Below are 18,483 nucleotides of genomic sequence, written 5' to 3' on the forward strand. Positions count from 1 at the left end.
GCTTGGGCACAGTTTGACCATTAATGGTCAAATATATGGCAACAAATGGCCTTAATGACAGTGACCACATTATGGTCGCATATGGCACCAATATTTGGACAGATGTTGGGCGACAGTTGCAATGGCATAATGTGGCAGTGTTGCGATGGTTTGCATATGGGCTGAATATGGTCTTAATAATGATGCAACAACGGGTTATAGATGGGTCGAACAATGGCACAACTGAGTGATGGTCGGATGCGCCCCTGTGAAGGTACATATTGTTGCACAACAATGAGCTTTATATGTCCAAAAGAACGACCAATACGTGACCAAAAGGATCGATCGGTATTAAAAAAGCTCATCGTGGTAGTATAACTTCAGCGTGTTTTTTAGCTGATTATGTTTCAGAATATGGGCTTATTTGGGGGGTCCTTTTTAGCAAATTATGCTTCGTGATGGGAGCATATTTTTAGCATATATTTTAGCAAAATGTCGCAACAATTGATGCAAGATATGGGCTTATTCACGGGGCATTTTGGAGCTTGTTTTGAGAGCGTTTTTAGCATATGTTTTAGCAAATGGGGTGCCAGGTCATGGACCTTTTTTGTGGCGAAAAGTAATATGTTATTTTTGAATAATGCAAAATATTTGATGCCTGTGAAAGCAAATAAACGATGGATTAGTGTTTATATGGCGCAACGGATTTTGTCACACGGGGGTTTATTATTGTAATAGGGCGTGACAAATGGCGTCGCAAATGTGTGGGCAATGGTGGAGCAAAATGTGTGGCGGGAGTGTTTTACATCCGGTGAGAAGTAGTGTGAAAAGACATTGTTTCTCGCTATTTTTGACACGGTTTTACGGCAGGTTTTTTATGCAATCAGACTATTTTGGGATCACGATATGGCAGGTTTTACGTGTCATATTCAGGTCGTATGTATGGGACATATGGCACTACCTCGGGGCAGTAATTTTTTATATAAAACTGTTGCAGATGGAGCATGCAACAAAAGCTTCGCGGGGCATCCTGGGGCATATATGAAGCACGATGTTAACACCTTTAAAACAACGATATTACAAAAGTGTTGACGATGGCAACGCTGCGTCACAAGGCCTTAAAATCCGTCAACGCTTTTTAACGGTGTGAAGCCATTTGAGAGGCCTGTTTCAACGAAAGTAAGAAACGTTGCCGAATTTGAGACGAATTTAGAGCCAAGTGTTGCGTAATGTGTTGCGTAAAAAGGATGCCTGAAAGGCGCGCCACCACTCACTTACGTTCCTGTGATGGAGCAAGGTGAAGAACAGTTTTTCCAATTTTGTAGAAAAGGTACGGAAAAGCTAAAAGGGCATAAGGGGAACTGACGCACCTCACTTCGTTCGGCACGGTCGGCATAGCCGACGGTCTGGCTGCTGTCGCACCCACTTTACCCATGCTGAAGCATGAGTAAAGCCCCTACTGCGTCGCTGTCGCGCCTGGCCTGAGAACCACCCGCCGGGGTGGTTCTCAGGTTTACCCTAAGCGTGGCACAGCCACTTGAAAAGGTGAAAAACATTTTTGTCAAAATGCTTCCATGGGGAGATCCATTCGGCTGCTAATGCGCCTCATAATTTAGCCCATAACATAACGATGTTTTTCATTAAAAGATACTGCATCCTGATCGCTACGATCAGGATGCAAACAATTCCCCGGCCACGGCCGCCGGGTGTAGAAATACGATGCGACCATTACTGGCATAGTATATTGCAAACCATTTGAATAATGGTTTTGGCATATTTCTAAAATGGTGTTGCGATATAGAAAAGCCGCAACATTTTTGTTGAAAATGTCTTGAGACGATGCTTCACGGGTAGCGATTTATCATGCTGATAATATCCCCCCACCTGGTTCAAATAATAACTGTAAAAAACCCCGATCGGCGTGTTAGCAAACAACCGAGCAAAAGCCACTGCTGGTGGCCGAGTGATTGATGAATTTGCGTGTAAAACTTATGTTGTTTTGCACGTAACATAATCTTGAAAAATAAGAAATTTAACAATAAAAAGGAGAACAAAAACATGAGTAAAATTATGACTAAAAAACGATTAACCAATGACGCCTTTAATGCGTTTCAAAAAGTAGGAAAAATATATTTGGGGTCAACCGTGTTTATTGCTGATCCATGTTATGACATGTCGGAACTATGTACGGTTACCATGGCTGGAATCAAGCCCGGAAACTATGAAGTGTTTGTTTATGTGGACCCGGATGACAAAGATATCGTTTTGGCTCAATTGGTTAACCATGAAGAAACATCGTTTAAAGAAAGGTTTGATGAACTGATAGGTAACATTGATGTCGATTCCGGAATATGTGGTATCGCTGATTATGATTTCTTCAAAGATTTTATTGCAAACAAAGCAATACGCGTGATGGACAAATTAAGTAGTGTGGTAAAAAACCCAGACTGATTGATGATGGTCACCTCAAACCCTCGATATAAACATCTTTAGGATTGGTTTAAAAGGTAGTTTTGTATGTATTAATTAACCCTTTTATCTGCGAACCCTTCGGGTTCCAAGATCAATTCAAAAGGTTATTAAAATCAAAAATAAATGAATGGAGATTATAAAAACGAATATAAGTTGGGTAGCAACAATTGAGGGTGTTCATGGTGTGGGTGAAATTAAAATAGGCATTCAAAAACGAGAAGACGGTCGATTTGATATTGTTGGAAAACAGAAAAACGGTGAAATTGCAGATTGTGAATTAACAGGAGACAGTATCAGAATCGTGTATAGTAGTGATGTGTCTTTTCAATGGATTGAAAGAACTAGATACCCGCGTCAAAAATAATAGAAAGTTGGAAAATAAAATGAACAAATAACACATAACACATGCCTTGCAGACTAAAATCTGAAGGTTTTTTTAAACATAGTAATATTGTATATTACTATCAAGAAAAGTGCGTAGTCAGTCACGGCCCCATTCTTATTTCAAAATCATAAAATAAAAAGATCACACGTTGCTCGCAGATATAAACTTTTTACGGGGCAATAATTAGACCGCATCACACTCGCCTATAGATGTATCAATATGCTCCGTATTTCGATTTTGAGATCTTTTATGGTCAAACCTATATAACTTTTTTTTAACAAAATAGAAGTTAAGGCAAAATTAGGGGCAATATCAACTAAATAACGGCAACAACAGCCGGTAATATCATCGAAGAAAAACAAGGGTTAACAAATTGGCAAAAACATGTGCCAGAACCGACAATTGCAATCTAACCGTACATTGATAAATTAATGCAAAGGACAGACTCGTGACAAAGGCCACATACAAATGTAAGACCGTGCCGTGGAGTAAAGCAAATACCCGTAACGAGCCAATATAGGTTGGAGGTAAACGTACTTCTGCCGTTGTTATATTTTTCGGAAATGTATTAACAAACTTGCCGTATATCAATATATTTGTATTATACATCATGGTTTTGTTAATCTGTTCAGTAGCAAGAGTTGTACACGATAGGATTTGTATATGTTTGTATATAACTGTATAGGTAAGAATATACAAGAAAATAGCATTGCAAAGCCATTTGGAGCCCTCTGTATAAATGTATAGGTTTTTGCGAAGAGTTATTACATATAAAAAATAAAATCATAAAAAAAACACATATAACTTTATAAAAAAAACTTATACATTTATACATAACATAATATAATACAAATATTTAATTTAAAAATAGCATAATACAGCCATTTCATCGCTAATCATCTTCTGGTTTTTCATTTTTTAAAACTTATACATTTCTTATACAAACTTATACATTTATATAAAAGATTATACATAATACATAAAATTACGGTTTTAAGTAAAAATATTAGTGCTTTTTATTTGTAAAACAATAAATTGTTACGATTTACTATTCATGAATTTGAGAAAATAGACAAAATCAACAATTTATTGCAAAAAATAGAACCCAAATCTAATTGGGTTCTATTTTCAGGTTAACTACGTTTTAATCCGGTGTATGATGTTGATAAATTATTAGGCATACCTATCCTACTGTAGTCATCACCCTTGTAAACTGTATTTGTCCAATTTGTCAAATTATACTCGCTGATCAATACTTCAGGCTTATCCATGTGGTTACGCGTAGGTTGCGGTGAATCCTTAATCTCCCAGATTTTGTCTTTTTTTAAAATTTCTCTGACTTGCTTTATAACTTGACTCTTCTTCGCAACACTTCCTGATGGATTATTCCGTCTACACCACGCCACGTACAAATCGTATAAAAACTGATACGGTACCAGATCCCACGCCAGTTTCGTAAGTATCTCACCGAGAAACTGCCGTACAGGGTCATTAAAGACTTTGTATTCAGCCATCAGATCCAAACACACAGCGGGTTCCGAAAACTCATCGTAGGTCATATTCAAGACTTTAAACAGCACATATTCCAACACTTCGGTTCGGTGCAGATAATCGTCCTTGATATACTTTCGTTCCTGGCCTGTAAAACATTTGTTAAACGGGATCAGCAAAAATCGTCGATATAATGATTCCGACCGATCGCCAAACTTCGGCAGATCATTCATACACTGTACCATCGCTCCGTTAAATTGAATTGTGATTGGCTCTTTAAATTTGCGATTGATTGTCAAAGGATCGCCTGTGATTACAGCTTTTAACGACCCTGCGGCCTTAGTAAAATCGTTTGTATCGTTCTCATCTGTAATTACAGCTGATATATGAGTCAACTGGCTAAGCATAAATTCTTTAGCAAAATCAGCAAAGGGAATTGATGCGCAACTGCTTTTACCGCACAAATTGCGCATCAGCTCGCACAATGTCCCCTTACCGTTGTTGCCCTGTACCGAATAAAAACAGATAACCTTGTTCCATTTGACGTGAGGTCTGATAGTCGAACCAATTACCTGCCACAGCAATAATTGTAGCTCCTTATCGTCAGAAAGTGATTCGACCCAGCTATCCACATCCCAGTCGGTATTGTCAACATCATTGTGAATCTTCGGACTCGTCGCCATGGGATTATAATCGACAGCCGATTTTGATGTAAATACATAATCAGGAGAAAACGGCTGCAACTGCTTTTTTTTATAATTAAAAATACCGTTGTTGACAGCAGTTAGATCGGGATCATCCTCCCGCCAGCAAACGGGTGCACTATGAACTAATTCATTAATTATTTCGTTCAACGCCTTGTCTGAAATGTTACGGTTGTAAGATTTAATTAACCGAACAAAAAACAATTTATCTTTTACATAAATACCCTCGTATTTACCAGAATTTTGGTAAACAACCAGATCACAATTGTCGTCCTGTTCAGTTCCCAACCACAGTAAACGCCTAACCTCATGCAATTTTAGAATAATTTCAGCAATAACAAAATTCCCAAGTTCCCTGGGACTCTTCCAATGGTATATTTTCGGTTTAAGTACGTTTTCCACTTCGAATTCACGTTTGAATAAGTAGATCAAGTTTGTCTGGATCTCCTTGGGTGTGGGTAAATTGTTAATATCCAACTCATGCAAATACGCAACCGTAACGTCCCCTAGTACGTCATTTTCTGTTCGTTCCATAAAAAAATACCTCTTTCATGTGTGGATTTTAGCATCACCCACCGCGAAAAAGAAGTATTGACAAGACTTTGTAATTTTGTTAAAATGGTTCTATAGTAATAATAAAAGTGTCTTGTGTTTCCTTGCTTTGGACGGCTGGTGATACTTGACATTTTTCTATTTTTCCACAACTTTGTTGAGGTTACAACGATATTCGTTGCAACCTTTTTTTTGCGTTTATTGGTAATAATTGATAAATTCTTTCATCATTTTTGACAATTGCTTTGCCTGTGTGGTTTCAGCTTTTTCGCTTGCCTTTGCTTGCCATCTGTCTTGTGGTGTTTCTTTATCTCCCAGCTCGATTCCATAAAATTGGAGAACGTACTGTGGGATTTTATCAGATGTTGTTTTTGATGGTGATGTCCTTTATAAATGCTCACGTTGCTTTCTTTTGTTTTTTTAAACGGCGCTAGTCCGAAATTTTTCAGCGATTCATTGTGGCTCTGCGACGTTTAGGACAAACCGTCGGCTATGCTGACCGTATCGAACGAAGTGAGATGCGTCGGTCCCACATATGCCATTTTTGGGCATTGATAGTCCTTTCTATTTCGAAGCACTTTATAAGTGCATTAACGCAGTTTATCTCATTCCGATATTCTTTTTGAATTCATCCATCCTGCTCAACGGCACATGGTTTTTTTCATCCGGTGTTGGACTAATAATTGTTATTGGCGGTGGAGTACTGAGAAACTCGATTACTAAATCTAAATTGATCAAGTGGCGGTTTCCCACCTGAATGCTTTGAATTTTCCCCTCCTTTATTAAGCGTCTGATGGAACTTTCACTCAATCCCGTGTTAGGATCCAGAGCCTTTATTTCTTTGGCAATTTCTTTCGCGATACGCATTCTAGGAATCATTTTAATATTTTCCTTTCATTTAATATTTGAATTGCTTCCAAAACCAACTTCTTATCCTCATCTAAAAGTTCATATCTCATTTTTCTTGAGAAAGCACTTTCAGTAATTCCAATTACTTCTGCGACTTGCCACTGGAACAATTTCGATTTTTTTATTTCTTCTTTAATATATCTATTTTTCAAGTTCGTCACCCCTTTACATTTATTATTGTTGTTGTTATTATATCACTATATGCTATTGAATGCAATATTTAATTATTAAAACAATTTATAGTATGCAAATATCATTTAGAGTTTTGTAACTATATCGACTTTTATATCATTCAGCTGTGTTTTATGCTTTTTCCAGGATTTATTATTCTATTTTAGGTGTTTTAAACCTATAAACCGACCTTTCTCTTTAATATTTAATTAAAAACCAAGTTAATATCATCCATTTTATTTTTATTAATTGATTATTTGACATTAAGTTGTTATAATAACATCAACAACAATATATAGGAGGTTTTCAATGAAACCCGTAAAAAATAAAAAAACAGATGTACCAATAGATAATAAATTTGGTGAAAGATTGAAGGAGTTTAGAACTGCAAGAGATATTTCTCAAAAACAAATGGCTGATGAAATTGAAATATCACCTTCATTACTATCAGCATATGAAAATCAAAAACCTGGCAATACAAAAAACCCCTCAATATTAACTGCTATAAAAATAGCAACAAAATATGGGGTATCGATTGACTGGCTTTGTGGTTTAAGTGATGAAGAAAAAACAATTAAGGTTACAAACTACATTGATGTATTTAGCAGATTTTTTGATATTAGTAAAAAAATTTATTTGAACATTGAACTTTGTGATGGAATAATTGGCGAAGAAGAAATCAAGATTGAATTTTCGGATCCGGTATTAACTGATTTTTTTAGAGCATGGGAAAGGGCAAAATCACTTTATGATGATAACTTAATTGATACCATTATGTATGACGATTTGGTAAAAGGGTTATTTAAAAGATATGATAAAAAAATACCTGATAGTGCAAAGTGTGACGGCACATACGAATCATAAGGAGGATTAACCTATGGCCAATATTGAAAAAAGAGGAACCGCATATAGAATTGTTGTTTCTTGCGGGTATGACACGATGGGCAAGCAAATAAAGCGTTATTCAACCTATAAGCCACCTGAAGGAATAACTCAAAAGCAATTGGATAAAGAACTCAATAGAATAGCGGTTGAGTTTGAAGAAAAATGCACCCTGGGTTACGTCCTGGATAGCAATGTAAAATTGATTGATTTTATTGAGATCTGGTTTAAAGATTACGTGAATAGCAAAAGCCTTTCCCCTGTAACCATTAACGGTTATCAGGCCCTTTCAATAAAAATTGTTGAAGAACTGGGTCATATCAAAATTGGAAAAATTACCCCTAAACAGGTTCAAGATTTTTATGCAAAACTTAAAAATAGTAATAGTGTAAAAGGTGGTGAAAAATTCAAGGTTACTGATGGTTATTTAAAATTAACATCCACCATGAAACAAAAAAATATATCATCAAAGGCCGGAATAAGTGATGACACTCTGAGGCGATTAAAAAAGGGTGGTAATACAACTCTTGCTATTGCTCAAAAGATAACTGAAGCCTTAGAACTGGATTTTGAAATATTATTCATTTCTACCAGTGAGAAAAAACTTGTTACCAATGACACGGTTTTGCATTATCACCGGCTTTTAAACAATATTATGAATACGGCTGTTAGGTGGGGCGTGATTCCATTTAATGTTATTGAAAAGCGTGTAGAACTGCCAAAAATCGAAAGAAAAGAAGCTCCATATCTTGACGACCAGGAAGCCTTTGAGCTGTTGGAATTATTGGAAAAAGAACCTATAAAATATAGGGCTGCAATTAACCTACTTATTTTTAGTGGTTTAAGGCGTGGAGAAATTGGGGGCTTAAAATGGGATGATGTTGATTTTGATAATGAGATCATTACCATTAAAAGATCATTAAAAAAAATCCCAGGTCAAAAGGCCTTTGAAGGTGATACCAAAACATATAAATCTATGAGAAGTATTAAACTTCCTCCTTTTGTTTTTGAGCTTCTAAAGGAATATCGAGTATGGCAGTTAGAGGAACGTATCAAGATTGGCGATCAGTGGCATGATACGGGTTATGTTTTTACCAGGTGGAATGGTGAACCAATGAATCTTGACACTAATGGCAAGTATCTAAAAAAATTTGCTGAAAAGCATAACTTAAAACCTGTGCATCTTCATTCATTAAGGCATACCAACGCTTCTATATTAATTGCCAGTGGTGTAGACCTTAAAACAGTTTCTACCCGGCTAGGTCATTCTAACGTGTCCACAACGGGTAATATATACGCTCATGCAATCAATTCTGCTGATGCAATAGCTAGTACAGCCATGGAAAATATTTTAATAAAGCACCCTGATAAAACTCTGTAACTGCGGTTATAGAGCTATTTTATTTTGCAAACAATCCCCAAATAATCCCCAGATCATTAATTAACAGTTCCGCCACTTCAATGTTCAGGTGCATTAGTTTGAATTCCCTGTTTTTTCCCATTTATCCTCCAATTTTTTTAATTCCGCTAAGCATTACCAAATTTGAATGATTCTTTTATAGATGGCAATTTCTTTATTATTAATCGCTTTATCCTGATGATGGTGCCCAAAATACCACTTTTTAAAATCTGCTTTTTCTTTGATCTGCAACAGATAATTCGGAAGGTAATCATTTTCATCTTTGGGGTATTGATTAACAAAAACCTTTGTGTCTGCTACGCAGTCATGAGTAATAATATAGTCAACTTTATTCTGATGCGCTTCCAGATTACGCAATCCTTCTTCCATTTCTTCAGGGGACGGTTGTTCTTCTTGCCACCAGGACACATGATTAATCCGATAATTTTGCCTTGTTAGATCCAGTACTTTCTGTTTCTTGTTAAAATTCGGATCATTCAGGTCAAGAATGCCGCCATCAATATCATGACTTTGGGCCCCGCCAAAAGCAAATATTTTGCAATCATCGATAGTAAAAACCTGTCCGCGCATCAGATGGATAATCGAAGGCCGAATAAACTGTACCTTTCCACCCTTCCATTTGACAACCTCAATTTCTTTGAGCATATCAAAATTTTCGTGATTTCCATCAACCCAGAGCGTCGTAAAGCTCTTATCATTAAGCCAATCCAGCCAATAGTTCTGATCGGGTGTGTCTTTCCAGTAACCAAAGTCGCCACAGACAATAACGTAGTCTTCTTTATTCAGTTCAGTCTGTTTTAAAAATGCTTTGGTTTTAAATCGTTCATAATCCCCGTGGCAGTCGCCTGTTACAAAAATCATTTTAGTCTCACTTTCTAATAAAGATCACAGTCCTCGGAAGAATATAACTGTTCTGATACTGTATACGTGTTTTCCTTTAAGTCAAAAACCTAAGCAAAACCATACCCCATTAACATTTTACTATTAATCTGAAGGATTAGGCTATTTGAATTTAATTTATTAACAATCATATTTTTTTACAATAGCAAGTAAAGCCATGGAAAATATTTTAATAAAGCACACTGATAAAGCTCTGTAACTGCGGTTATAGAGCTATTTTATTTTGCAAACAATCCCCAAATAATCCCCAAATCGTGGGTTTTTCCTTGATATTCAAATTTTATGCAATAAAAAAGAGAACCAAACGGCTCTCTTATGCTATTCTTACTGGAGCTAGCGGGCGGAATCGAACCGCCGACCTACTGATTACGAATCAGTTGCGCTACCATCTGTGCCACGCCAGCAGTAAAACTTACTGCCCTATCATAACACAAAATATCACTCCACTTCAATAGTTTTTTACCATTTACCCTTTGAAACATGAGCTGCGATTTCAGCTTTAGACATTTCTTTAATGATGTAGCACTTTGCTTCTGTTTTTTTGAAAATTGCCAGGCAATTCGGATCCAGATTAATGTCGATGCCTTTTCTTGATAAATGGATCATTCTCTCAGCCAATGTTACTAATTCCATGTGAATATCATTGGTAACGTATGAATCATAAACCTTTTTGGCTGCCTCTTCACTCAGTTCAGCATATTTGCTGCCGGGTGATCCGCAATTTGGACAAACCTCCGGTGGCTCAATGCCTTCCATCGTAAAACCACAAACACCGCACTTCCAAAGTTTTTTCATATTCGACTCTCCAATCAATTATTTTTTGTAAACAATTTCAGGTTATATAGGAAGTATACCCTCATTTATAATCGATTATCAAAACTTAAGAATAATAAGTCACAATAATTAATTTTTGAAGGCTTGAAGTTTTTTGCAAAAAAGGGTACAATTATCTAATATTCAAATCATAGAAATATAAAAATGCCTAGGAGGTTATTGAAAATGGGATTAGTAACATCGACCGAAATGTTCAAAAAAGCTTATGAAGGTGGCTATGCAGTTGGGGCATTCAATGTCAATAATATGGAAATAATCCAGGGGATTGTTGAAGCTGCTGAAGAAGAGCAGGCACCGGTTATATTGCAGGTATCTTCCGGGGCGAGAAAATACGCCAATCCTGTCTATTTAAGAAAATTAGTGGAAGCTGCTATTGAAGTCACAGGTTTAGATATCTGTTTACATTTAGATCATGGTGATGATTTTGATATTTGTAAGGCGTGTGTTGATTCCGGGTTTTCCTCAGTAATGATTGATGGATCAAAACATCCTTTTAAAGAAAATATTGCTTTAACTAAAAGAGTCGTTGATTATGCCCATGACCATGGTGTGGTCGTTGAGGCGGAACTTGGCAAACTTGCCGGTATTGAAGATGATGTCTCCGTTTCAGATCGCGATTCAACCTTCACCGATCCGGATGAAGCCATTGAATTTGTTCAAAGCAGTGGCTGCGATTCTTTAGCAATCACCATTGGAACAAGCCATGGCGCATATAAATTCAAAGGCGAACCCCGTCTTGATTTTGAACGACTTGATAAAATCTCAGCACTTCTTCCCAATTATCCACTGGTCCTCCATGGTGCATCCTCGGTACCTAAAGAATTTGTTGATTTATGTAACCAATACGGCGGACAAATCCCAGGGGCCCAAGGGGTTCCGGAAGACATGCTTAGAAAAGCTGCAAAGTCCGGAGTCTGTAAAATAAATATTGATACTGATTTACGTTTAGCCATGACGGCTTCTATTCGACGAATTTTCGTGGAAAATCCAGGATATTTTGATCCGCGTCAATACCTGGGACCAGGCAGAATTGCCATAAAAGCAATGGTTGCTCACAAAATTAAAAACGTTCTGGGTTGCAGTAATAAACGATAGTGAAGAAGCATTAATCTAACGCATCAAAATACGATTCATAGCAGTTATTTAGCAGATTTACTTTTTCTACCTTATCTGCATCCCGGGGGCCATCATTTGACGGCCCCCTTTTTGTATTAAATCTTTAGTCACTATCAGTCATCGGACGAAATCTTTCCCTTCAACCTTTTTACATGATATAATAGTGCAAAATAACATTAAAGGATAATCAATGAAAGAAATAATAATTACCGAAAATGAAAGCAATCAGCGTCTGGATCGCTTTCTGGGCAAGCTCATGCCCCAGGCATCCAAGGGCTTCCTTCAGAAAATGCTTCGAAAAAAAAGAATTAAGCTTAACGGTCAAAAATCCGATCCGAACACCATGATTACCCTGGGGGATAAACTCCAGATTTATTTCTCTGAGGAAACGATTTTAGGGTTTCGCCAATCGGATAAAACCGAAAAAACCGCTAAAAACAGAAATGTGCCTCTGGCTGTTATCTATGAGGACAAAGATCTTTTAGTCCTTAATAAACCGGCTGAGCTTCTGACCCAGCCTGACAAAACCGGGGAAACCTCCCTCATCGATTTAGCGGTGGCCTATCTTACTGAAAAGGGCGATTATGACCCCATTGAAAACCTGACGTTTACTCCGGCCTGCGCCAACCGGCTGGATAAAAACACCACTGGTGTTGTTCTGGTTCCGAAGAATTTTCAAACGCTTCAAATGGTGAACGAAGCCATTCGGGAGGATGCCACCAAAAAGGTTTACTTTGCCATGGTTCTCGGCGAGCCACCTGAAAAAGGTGAAATTGTCGGCTATCTTAAAAAGGATCCCGAGACCAATACTGTTTCTTTTTCGGAAGAGCCAACCTCGGACAAAGACAAAAAAGCCCAATTAAGCTACCAGAATCTGGGAGTTCGCAGCGGTTATTCACTTCTAAAGATCACCTTGGGCACTGGCCGATCGCATCAGATACGGGTGCAGCTTTCAGCCATGGGTTATCCTATTCTCGGAGATCCAAAATATGGTAACCGACGTCTTAATATTCGCTTGTATGAAGATTTTGGTGTCAGAAGCCAGCTCCTTCACAGCGCAAGTTTTACACTCATACCCATGAATAAAACCTTTGTTGCCCCGCTTCCACCGGCATTTGAAAAAATTCTCAGGAGTTTTGGCTTTAAAGCAACCCTTACCCTGGAGGCTTAACCAATGGCCTATTGGAACAGCCGGGGGCTTCGGGGCAGCCAATTGGAAGAAAGCTTAAATATGACCAACAAGATCTACCTGGAACAGGGACTGGCGGTGGTTCAAAAAATACCGACCGCCATAAAACCCGTCGAATTGGATCCCGGCAAAGGAACGATCAAGCTGGCTTATTTCGAGGAAAAAAGCACGGTGGATTATCTGGGAAACATCCAGGGAATCCCGGTTTGCTTTGACGCCAAGGAAACCAGTCAAAAACGTTTGCCCATTGCTAATATCCATAGTCACCAAATGGATTTTATGAAAGCCTTTGAACAGCAGGAAGGACTTTCATTTCTGATTGTTCACTTTAAGTTTTGTGATGAAACTTTTATGCTTCCCTTTATCACGTTAAAAACCTATTGGGACAATGCTCAGAACGATGGCCGAAAATCAATTCCCTATGCCGACTTTGATCAAAATCTGAGAATTTATCCTTCTCATAATATTCTCCTTCACTATCTGGAGACCATTAATTATTACCTTAATCGAAAGGAAAACAGAAAACCATGAAAAAAATAGCCAGCTTTACCGTTAACCACCTGGAATTACTCCGGGGCGTTTATATTTCCCGGATCGATCATTGCGGTGACCACAGCATTACTACCTTTGATATCCGCATGAAAGAACCCAATCGTGAACCGGTGATTAATACCGCCGAGCTTCACACCCTGGAACACATTGGCGCCACCTATCTTCGAAATGATCCCGTCCTCAGTGATGAGATTGTCTATTTCGGACCGATGGGCTGTCGGACCGGCTTTTATCTGCTGATGAAGGGAAACCTGACCCCCAAAGAGATTATGCCCCTGGTGCTCAAACTTTATTCCTTTATGGCCGAATTCGATGAAGCCATTCCGGGAGCCGACCCCAGAGACTGTGGGAATTACCTGGATATGAACCTTCCCATGGCGCGTTATGAAGCAAATAAATTTCTTGCTGAGGTTCTGGAAAACATTCAGCCTGAAAATATGAATTATCCCCAATAAAAAAAGCCCAACCGGGCTTTTTTTATTTGATCTTATTTCTTAGCAGACCTGTCTGATGTTTCTTCAATTGGTTTACTGACCTTTTTTTGTTGTTCTGTATCCTGGTTTCTTCCCATCATCCGGTCAAAAATCCGTGCTGAATAGATCTTCTTTTCTTTCTTGGCTTTTTCAAATTCTCTGGACTGCTTATTAATTCGATTCACCCATTTTTTTGCGTCATTCATCATGTTTTTATTGTCAGGATCAGGAATCACCGCAGTCCATTCCTGAAAGAGTTTCCCATTGAAAGTCATTGTTTCATAACTAATTGCCAAAACTTTATAAAATTTTTGGCCATTACTAATTTTTTTTATTTTCGCCTGGGCCTTTGTCCATTTATGGAAACGTCCCATAATATAAGCGCTATCCGTTTGAATGATCGTCACATATGGTTTTATCATTGCTTTATACTTAAACCGCTCGGGAAAGATCAGGGTGGATATCAGTGAAAAGCCTCCCACGACAATAAACAGCAGGACACTGAACCACTTCATCTCCGGAGAAAGGAAAACAAAGAGGATAATAGAAATAACGAGTTCGATTCCCAGAAACAGCAAAATCTTTTTTTTGCTGCCCGCTCTTTGGATTTTGGTCAATTCACTAACAAAAGCAGTATACTGTCCGTCGTTGTATTCCCAAACCAAAGCTTCATCTTTATTTTCTGAAAAAGCAATGAATTGTTTATAGCGGCGATAAGAAAAAATGGCATATCCCAGCCCAAAAACAATAATGAGGATGCCAAAATATCCAAAATAAAATTGAAATGGCGCCAATATCTTGATGGCAAATGGTATAAAAACAACGATGACCCCTATAGCAGCTGCTATTAAGGCTAAAATTATATTCTGTTTTTCAGGATTTTTCAATTCTTGCATCTTTTTCACAACCTTCTTATTTAAAATATTCTAAACCATGTCTAGATCCGACTGAATTTTTCTCTGACTGCGTTAATCTGACCACAGCTCATGGTTCCTTCCGGACACGGACCTTCCACACAACGGGGTCCTCCATTTTTAAAGAGAATCGGTGCGACTTTTCTACATGCTTTCAGCATTTCTGTGGCAAGTTCACGGATTTCCCATTGGGCCCGGTTACAACACCGCTGATTATAAAAATGCAATAGTTCCCTGGCATTCATGGTAACCACAATTTTAGTTTCGCAGGCATTGGGTAAAACAAAACGGGCATCTTCAATCCCCTGTTTTTCGGCTGTCATTACCGCCTGTTTTTCTGACATGCCACCGGCAACTAAAGTCCCGGTATGTTTTTCAATCAGCTTTCCAGCCAGAAGATCATAGGTTTTCTGGGCATTTTCCATTCCCTCTATAAAAGCAGCTTCCCCGCCGGGCAAATCTTTAATTTCAGGTGGGATGATATAATTGAACTGTCCCTCGTTCACATATCGTTGGGATTTCTGGCTAAAACTTGCCATCCGATGGCGCACCAGCTGATGGGTTAATGCCCGGCTCACCCCTTCAATTGCAAAAGTAAAGCTGGCATGTTCAATCGGTGATGCATGCCCTACATCCATTAAGCGATTTAAAAATCGTTCAACGTTTTCATCGGTGAGATCTTCCATTATCTCCCCGGCTCCCGCCTTGGAATAACAGAGTTTTGCTGCTGCAGCCACTAATTTTTCAGGCTCTGGGGTATGTTGGATCAATGTTACGCTTAATTTTGTTTCCATAGGATTCTCCTTTAATTTAATCATAATCCGGAATCTTATTGTATCATTCCTGCCATTATAGTACAATCATCACTTGACCAAATAACGCCTGCTTATACATGCATTTTTTTCTTAAGCATTTTTCGGGTTTTCTCAGGAATACGATGATATACCCCCAAAAGCACTGCGATGATGCAGCTTCCGGAAATAGCGACAATTAATGACCAGGTTAATTGAACAGATCCGCCCATATTGAAGCTGATAATGCTATCCAAACCAATGCCAAAAACAATGGTAAAAAGAATCAGATTCGTGGGAATATAAATAAACTGACTTCGATGCCGGGTATATTTAAACACCAGCATGAAAATACAAATATCCAAATAGATCAGCGTTGCAATGGGAATAGCATAGTTAAAATACCACCCACTCTGGCTCCCACCAATTAAATAGAAACACCAGGTTGCTACGAGCACAGTGATATAAGCTCCCAGAAAATTATACTTTGGTTTTAAATAACCCAGGGAAAAAAATACCACTGCAAAAATGCTCAAATCTGCCACCGCAATATATTTTATAAGGGCATGGTTCCCGGGATAAACTAAATAGACCACTCCCAGAATAACAAGGAGACTCAGCACAATAATACCAATTGAAAAAATCGCCTTGTTCTTTTTCTCCAGATGATCCTCACGGTAGGTATTAATGGCTTTGGGATATTTACGTCCCCGTGAATCCTGGGTCTCATCCACATCCGGTAATGGAAAATCACACAAAGGACAGTTTTTAGTATCGCGTTCAACTTCAACACCACATTTTGGACAATAAGCCATTATCTTCACCTCTTATTCGTTTCTATTTTGACATGAATTCCCAGCTGTCGTATTTTCCTGAAAAATATTCTTTCAATCACCGTTTCCCTTGTGGTTTTTCCAAATGAAAGTGAAAGGTTCTTATTATAGGTTACCATCACAAGTTTAAGCCGACTTTCGACGCTGGGAGGAGGATAAACCTCCAGGCTTTTAATATAAGGCATCAGTTCTTTCGGAAATGTCACATTCCCAAGGTTGGAAAGTCCACTGGTGTAGCCCCGTTCACCATAGCGTTTGTAAATCACCGGCATCATCAGCTTCTTAAACCAAAGCGGGATAATCCTTAAAAAAATAACTTGTTCATTTCTGACATTTCTTGATATATAGCGGTTAATATTTTTCGGGTTCAGGTATAAACCCATGTACCCCTTAATTTGCGCAATGATTTCCTCCCGGGTGTAAAAGCCCAGAGCCAGATCAATTTCAGGATTCAGGCTAATAAAAAAGTTTCTCAAGGTAATGGAAGAAAACATTTTTCGTAAATCGACAGGGACATTTATGGCAATCGTTTGGCGATGCTTCTTTTTTTCACTCATCGATGACGTTTGAATATATTCCTGAATGCTTTCAAAATACAAAGCCAATACAAATTGGGTAAGGGTACAGCCATATTTTCGTGCCAGTCCCAGAATCGGTTCCACAGGAACAATACCTGTGAGTAAAAGATATTCTCCCTTATCTAAAAGCTCAAAGGGAAAATGAAAGACCTTTTTGCTTCCTGGCGGCGGAGGTACCCCTTCCTTATAATGCACCTTAAAGGAGTCTTCAAATTCTCTGGGATCAACCTCGGAAAGAATGTCCATGGACTTTCCACGATCTTCAGGAACGATGCCCTTTTGCTCACGAAAATATTCAATAATCAGGGTTTGAAGAAACATCAGTCCGCCGCTGCCATCACAGGTACTATGGTTAAATTCAATATGCACATATGATTTATAATATAGCACCCGAAATGGAAAGGTTTTTCCCTGACGCTGTCGCATGGTTTTACAGGGATAAAAGGTTTCTTCCTCTACCTTCGGGAGTGCTTCAGTATGCTGATAATAATACCAGAAAAAGCCACGCTTTAAAGTTACCTGAAAATAGGGAAACCGATGAATGATTTTCTCCAGTGCCATTTGCAGAATAACAGGATCAACCGCTTCGGTTAATCCTACCGTTATCCGATAAACCGTTGACATCCGCGAGGACGCAATAGCGGTATATAAAGTTCCGGCATTATCCAATGTGTAGAATTTAAGATTTTGCTGTTTCTGTTCTATGATTAACCCCCTCCTCGCATGAAATTTTTCCGAAAGGTCAAAAGGAAGGCTTCAAAAATTTCCTGTTTTGCAGCCAAAGTCACATCCACTGCGACAAAGTTATAGCCGCCAATATCTTCCTGGCGCTCCTCGGATAAAATCACCTGCCATCCATTACCATAATAAACATCTTCCTCAACCCTGGTTGCCTGTATTGAAAGATACTTTTCGAATTCCCTTTTGGGAATGGACCGCATTTCAAGCTTTTTGACCACGAAACCATCCAACTCTATTTCTTGATTATCTATTTTTGTGTCTTCTTCTTTTTGATCCATGATTTCATATCCCGACCTTTCATTCAATTTTGACTTTATTTAATTTTATCACAAGGTCCTTAAGAAAACTATCACAATCTCTACCCGCCTGAGAAAGATTATCCCCGAATAAAAGAGTTTAATTAATTTAAATTAATAATATTTTCTATCACTTGTAACCTTTCGCTTTTCGTGATAGAATACACTCAATTGAATATAAACAGAGTAGATAAGATGCGTAAAGTGTTAAGGGATGGGAAGTTGCCTTTAAACGAAATGCGACCATTGCGATATCTTGTTGCTTCCGCTGGACCCCTGGACTAGAAAATCGAGGGTTGCG

At 38.3% G+C, this 18,483-nt stretch carries 18 protein-coding genes, 1 tRNA gene and 1 riboswitch; of the genes, 8 read left to right on the forward strand and 11 right to left on the reverse strand.

The window, feature by feature from the left end:
- The first annotated feature begins 2,037 nt into the window (after window positions 1-2,037).
- Both VIK44_RS01560 and VIK44_RS01565 read left to right on the forward strand, forming a co-directional pair.
- Entirely contained in the window at window positions 2,038-2,430 is a 393-nt protein-coding gene (locus tag VIK44_RS01560) for a hypothetical protein (protein ID WP_331552081.1), read from the forward strand.
- A gap of 148 nt (window positions 2,431-2,578) precedes the next feature.
- Window positions 2,579-2,815 (forward strand): hypothetical protein, encoded by a 237-nt coding sequence (locus VIK44_RS01565; protein WP_331552082.1) that lies wholly within the window; start codon window positions 2,579-2,581, stop codon window positions 2,813-2,815.
- Window positions 2,816-3,969: 1,154 nt separating this feature from the next.
- Here the strand turns inward: VIK44_RS01565 and VIK44_RS01570 are convergent.
- The 3 genes from VIK44_RS01570 to VIK44_RS01580 all read right to left on the reverse strand — a co-directional run bounded on the left by VIK44_RS01570 (window position 3,970) and on the right by VIK44_RS01580 (window position 6,644).
- Window positions 3,970-5,565, reverse strand: coding sequence for a phage/plasmid primase, P4 family (locus VIK44_RS01570; protein ID WP_331552083.1), 1,596 nt, complete (start codon window positions 5,563-5,565; stop codon window positions 3,970-3,972).
- Between the two features lie 618 nt (window positions 5,566-6,183).
- Entirely contained in the window at window positions 6,184-6,462 is a 279-nt protein-coding gene (locus tag VIK44_RS01575) for a helix-turn-helix domain-containing protein (protein WP_331552084.1), read from the reverse strand.
- Complete coding sequence (locus VIK44_RS01580; RefSeq protein ID WP_331552085.1) at window positions 6,459-6,644, reverse strand: hypothetical protein; 186 nt, start codon at window positions 6,642-6,644, stop codon at window positions 6,459-6,461. Before VIK44_RS01580 ends, VIK44_RS01575 begins: the two co-directional genes overlap by 4 nt.
- Before the next feature lie 328 nt (window positions 6,645-6,972).
- Between VIK44_RS01580 and VIK44_RS01585 the strand changes: the two genes are divergently transcribed.
- Both VIK44_RS01585 and VIK44_RS01590 read left to right on the forward strand, forming a co-directional pair.
- The gene (locus tag VIK44_RS01585) at window positions 6,973-7,527 is read left to right on the forward strand and encodes a helix-turn-helix transcriptional regulator (protein WP_331552086.1); all 555 of its coding nucleotides are present in this window, start codon (window positions 6,973-6,975) and stop codon (window positions 7,525-7,527) included.
- A gap of 13 nt (window positions 7,528-7,540) precedes the next feature.
- Window positions 7,541-8,926: a tyrosine-type recombinase/integrase gene (locus tag VIK44_RS01590; protein WP_331552087.1), complete on the forward strand. Its 1,386-nt coding sequence runs from the start codon at window positions 7,541-7,543 to the stop codon at window positions 8,924-8,926.
- Window positions 8,927-9,079: 153 nt separating this feature from the next.
- On the opposite strand, the gene VIK44_RS01595 is transcribed toward VIK44_RS01590, so the two are convergent.
- From VIK44_RS01595 to VIK44_RS01605, 3 genes are all read right to left on the reverse strand, one after another.
- Entirely contained in the window at window positions 9,080-9,826 is a 747-nt protein-coding gene (locus VIK44_RS01595; protein WP_331552088.1) for a metallophosphoesterase family protein, read from the reverse strand.
- A 367-nt stretch (window positions 9,827-10,193) separates the two neighbouring features.
- Window positions 10,194-10,269: transfer RNA gene (locus VIK44_RS01600), tRNA-Thr, on the reverse strand.
- A gap of 55 nt (window positions 10,270-10,324) precedes the next feature.
- Entirely contained in the window at window positions 10,325-10,660 is a 336-nt protein-coding gene (locus VIK44_RS01605; protein WP_331552089.1) for a rubredoxin-like domain-containing protein, read from the reverse strand.
- 204 nt (window positions 10,661-10,864) lie between these two features.
- Here VIK44_RS01605 and fba point away from each other — a divergent pair, with 204 nt between their 5' ends.
- The 4 genes from fba to VIK44_RS01625 all read left to right on the forward strand — a co-directional run bounded on the left by fba (window position 10,865) and on the right by VIK44_RS01625 (window position 14,011).
- Window positions 10,865-11,794, forward strand: a complete 930-nt coding sequence (gene fba / locus VIK44_RS01610; RefSeq protein ID WP_331552090.1) for a class II fructose-1,6-bisphosphate aldolase — start codon at window positions 10,865-10,867, stop codon at window positions 11,792-11,794.
- 211 nt (window positions 11,795-12,005) lie between these two features.
- On the forward strand, window positions 12,006-12,986 hold the full coding sequence (locus VIK44_RS01615) for an RluA family pseudouridine synthase (protein ID WP_331552091.1): 981 nt from the start codon (window positions 12,006-12,008) through the stop codon (window positions 12,984-12,986).
- Window positions 12,987-12,989: 3 nt separating this feature from the next.
- Window positions 12,990-13,535 (forward strand): Holliday junction resolvase RecU, encoded by a 546-nt coding sequence (locus VIK44_RS01620; RefSeq protein ID WP_331552093.1) that lies wholly within the window; start codon window positions 12,990-12,992, stop codon window positions 13,533-13,535.
- The gene (locus VIK44_RS01625) at window positions 13,532-14,011 is read left to right on the forward strand and encodes an S-ribosylhomocysteine lyase (protein ID WP_331552094.1); all 480 of its coding nucleotides are present in this window, start codon (window positions 13,532-13,534) and stop codon (window positions 14,009-14,011) included. The genes VIK44_RS01620 and VIK44_RS01625 overlap by 4 nt, the downstream gene beginning before the upstream one ends.
- Window positions 14,012-14,043: 32 nt before the next feature.
- On the opposite strand, the gene VIK44_RS01630 is transcribed toward VIK44_RS01625, so the two are convergent.
- The 5 genes from VIK44_RS01630 to VIK44_RS01650 all read right to left on the reverse strand — a co-directional run bounded on the left by VIK44_RS01630 (window position 14,044) and on the right by VIK44_RS01650 (window position 18,164).
- Window positions 14,044-14,925 (reverse strand): hypothetical protein, encoded by an 882-nt coding sequence (locus VIK44_RS01630; protein ID WP_331552095.1) that lies wholly within the window; start codon window positions 14,923-14,925, stop codon window positions 14,044-14,046.
- A gap of 41 nt (window positions 14,926-14,966) precedes the next feature.
- Complete coding sequence (thyX, locus tag VIK44_RS01635; protein ID WP_331552096.1) at window positions 14,967-15,737, reverse strand: FAD-dependent thymidylate synthase; 771 nt, start codon at window positions 15,735-15,737, stop codon at window positions 14,967-14,969.
- Between the two features lie 92 nt (window positions 15,738-15,829).
- Window positions 15,830-16,549: a hypothetical protein gene (locus VIK44_RS01640; RefSeq protein WP_331552097.1), complete on the reverse strand. Its 720-nt coding sequence runs from the start codon at window positions 16,547-16,549 to the stop codon at window positions 15,830-15,832.
- A 5-nt stretch (window positions 16,550-16,554) separates the two neighbouring features.
- Window positions 16,555-17,769, reverse strand: a complete 1,215-nt coding sequence (locus VIK44_RS01645) for a hypothetical protein (protein WP_331552098.1) — start codon at window positions 17,767-17,769, stop codon at window positions 16,555-16,557.
- A gap of 83 nt (window positions 17,770-17,852) precedes the next feature.
- Window positions 17,853-18,164 (reverse strand): hypothetical protein, encoded by a 312-nt coding sequence (locus VIK44_RS01650; protein ID WP_331552099.1) that lies wholly within the window; start codon window positions 18,162-18,164, stop codon window positions 17,853-17,855.
- Window positions 18,165-18,362: 198 nt separating this feature from the next.
- Window positions 18,363-18,455: riboswitch (THF riboswitch) on the forward strand.
- The last annotated feature ends 28 nt before the right edge of the window (window positions 18,456-18,483 follow it).

It is taken from the genome of Acetobacterium sp., assembly GCF_036508315.1.
Lineage (GTDB): Bacteria > Bacillota > Clostridia > Eubacteriales > Eubacteriaceae > Acetobacterium.

Coding starts and splice junctions, on each gene's coding strand:
- VIK44_RS01560 (WP_331552081.1), top strand. CDS start 2,038: ATGAGTAAAATTATGACTAAAAAACGATTAACCAATGACGCCTTTAAT.
- VIK44_RS01565 (WP_331552082.1), top strand. CDS start 2,579: ATGGAGATTATAAAAACGAATATAAGTTGGGTAGCAACAATTGAGGGT.
- VIK44_RS01570 (WP_331552083.1), bottom strand. CDS start 5,565: ATGGAACGAACAGAAAATGACGTACTAGGGGACGTTACGGTTGCGTAT.
- VIK44_RS01575 (WP_331552084.1), bottom strand. CDS start 6,462: ATGATTCCTAGAATGCGTATCGCGAAAGAAATTGCCAAAGAAATAAAG.
- VIK44_RS01585 (WP_331552086.1), top strand. CDS start 6,973: ATGAAACCCGTAAAAAATAAAAAAACAGATGTACCAATAGATAATAAA.
- VIK44_RS01590 (WP_331552087.1), top strand. CDS start 7,541: ATGGCCAATATTGAAAAAAGAGGAACCGCATATAGAATTGTTGTTTCT.
- VIK44_RS01595 (WP_331552088.1), bottom strand. CDS start 9,826: ATGATTTTTGTAACAGGCGACTGCCACGGGGATTATGAACGATTTAAA.
- VIK44_RS01605 (WP_331552089.1), bottom strand. CDS start 10,660: ATGAAAAAACTTTGGAAGTGCGGTGTTTGTGGTTTTACGATGGAAGGC.
- fba (WP_331552090.1), top strand. CDS start 10,865: ATGGGATTAGTAACATCGACCGAAATGTTCAAAAAAGCTTATGAAGGT.
- VIK44_RS01615 (WP_331552091.1), top strand. CDS start 12,006: ATGAAAGAAATAATAATTACCGAAAATGAAAGCAATCAGCGTCTGGAT.
- VIK44_RS01620 (WP_331552093.1), top strand. CDS start 12,990: ATGGCCTATTGGAACAGCCGGGGGCTTCGGGGCAGCCAATTGGAAGAA.
- VIK44_RS01625 (WP_331552094.1), top strand. CDS start 13,532: ATGAAAAAAATAGCCAGCTTTACCGTTAACCACCTGGAATTACTCCGG.
- VIK44_RS01630 (WP_331552095.1), bottom strand. CDS start 14,925: ATGCAAGAATTGAAAAATCCTGAAAAACAGAATATAATTTTAGCCTTA.
- thyX (WP_331552096.1), bottom strand. CDS start 15,737: ATGGAAACAAAATTAAGCGTAACATTGATCCAACATACCCCAGAGCCT.
- VIK44_RS01640 (WP_331552097.1), bottom strand. CDS start 16,549: ATGGCTTATTGTCCAAAATGTGGTGTTGAAGTTGAACGCGATACTAAA.
- VIK44_RS01645 (WP_331552098.1), bottom strand. CDS start 17,769: ATGTCAACGGTTTATCGGATAACGGTAGGATTAACCGAAGCGGTTGAT.
- VIK44_RS01650 (WP_331552099.1), bottom strand. CDS start 18,164: ATGGATCAAAAAGAAGAAGACACAAAAATAGATAATCAAGAAATAGAG.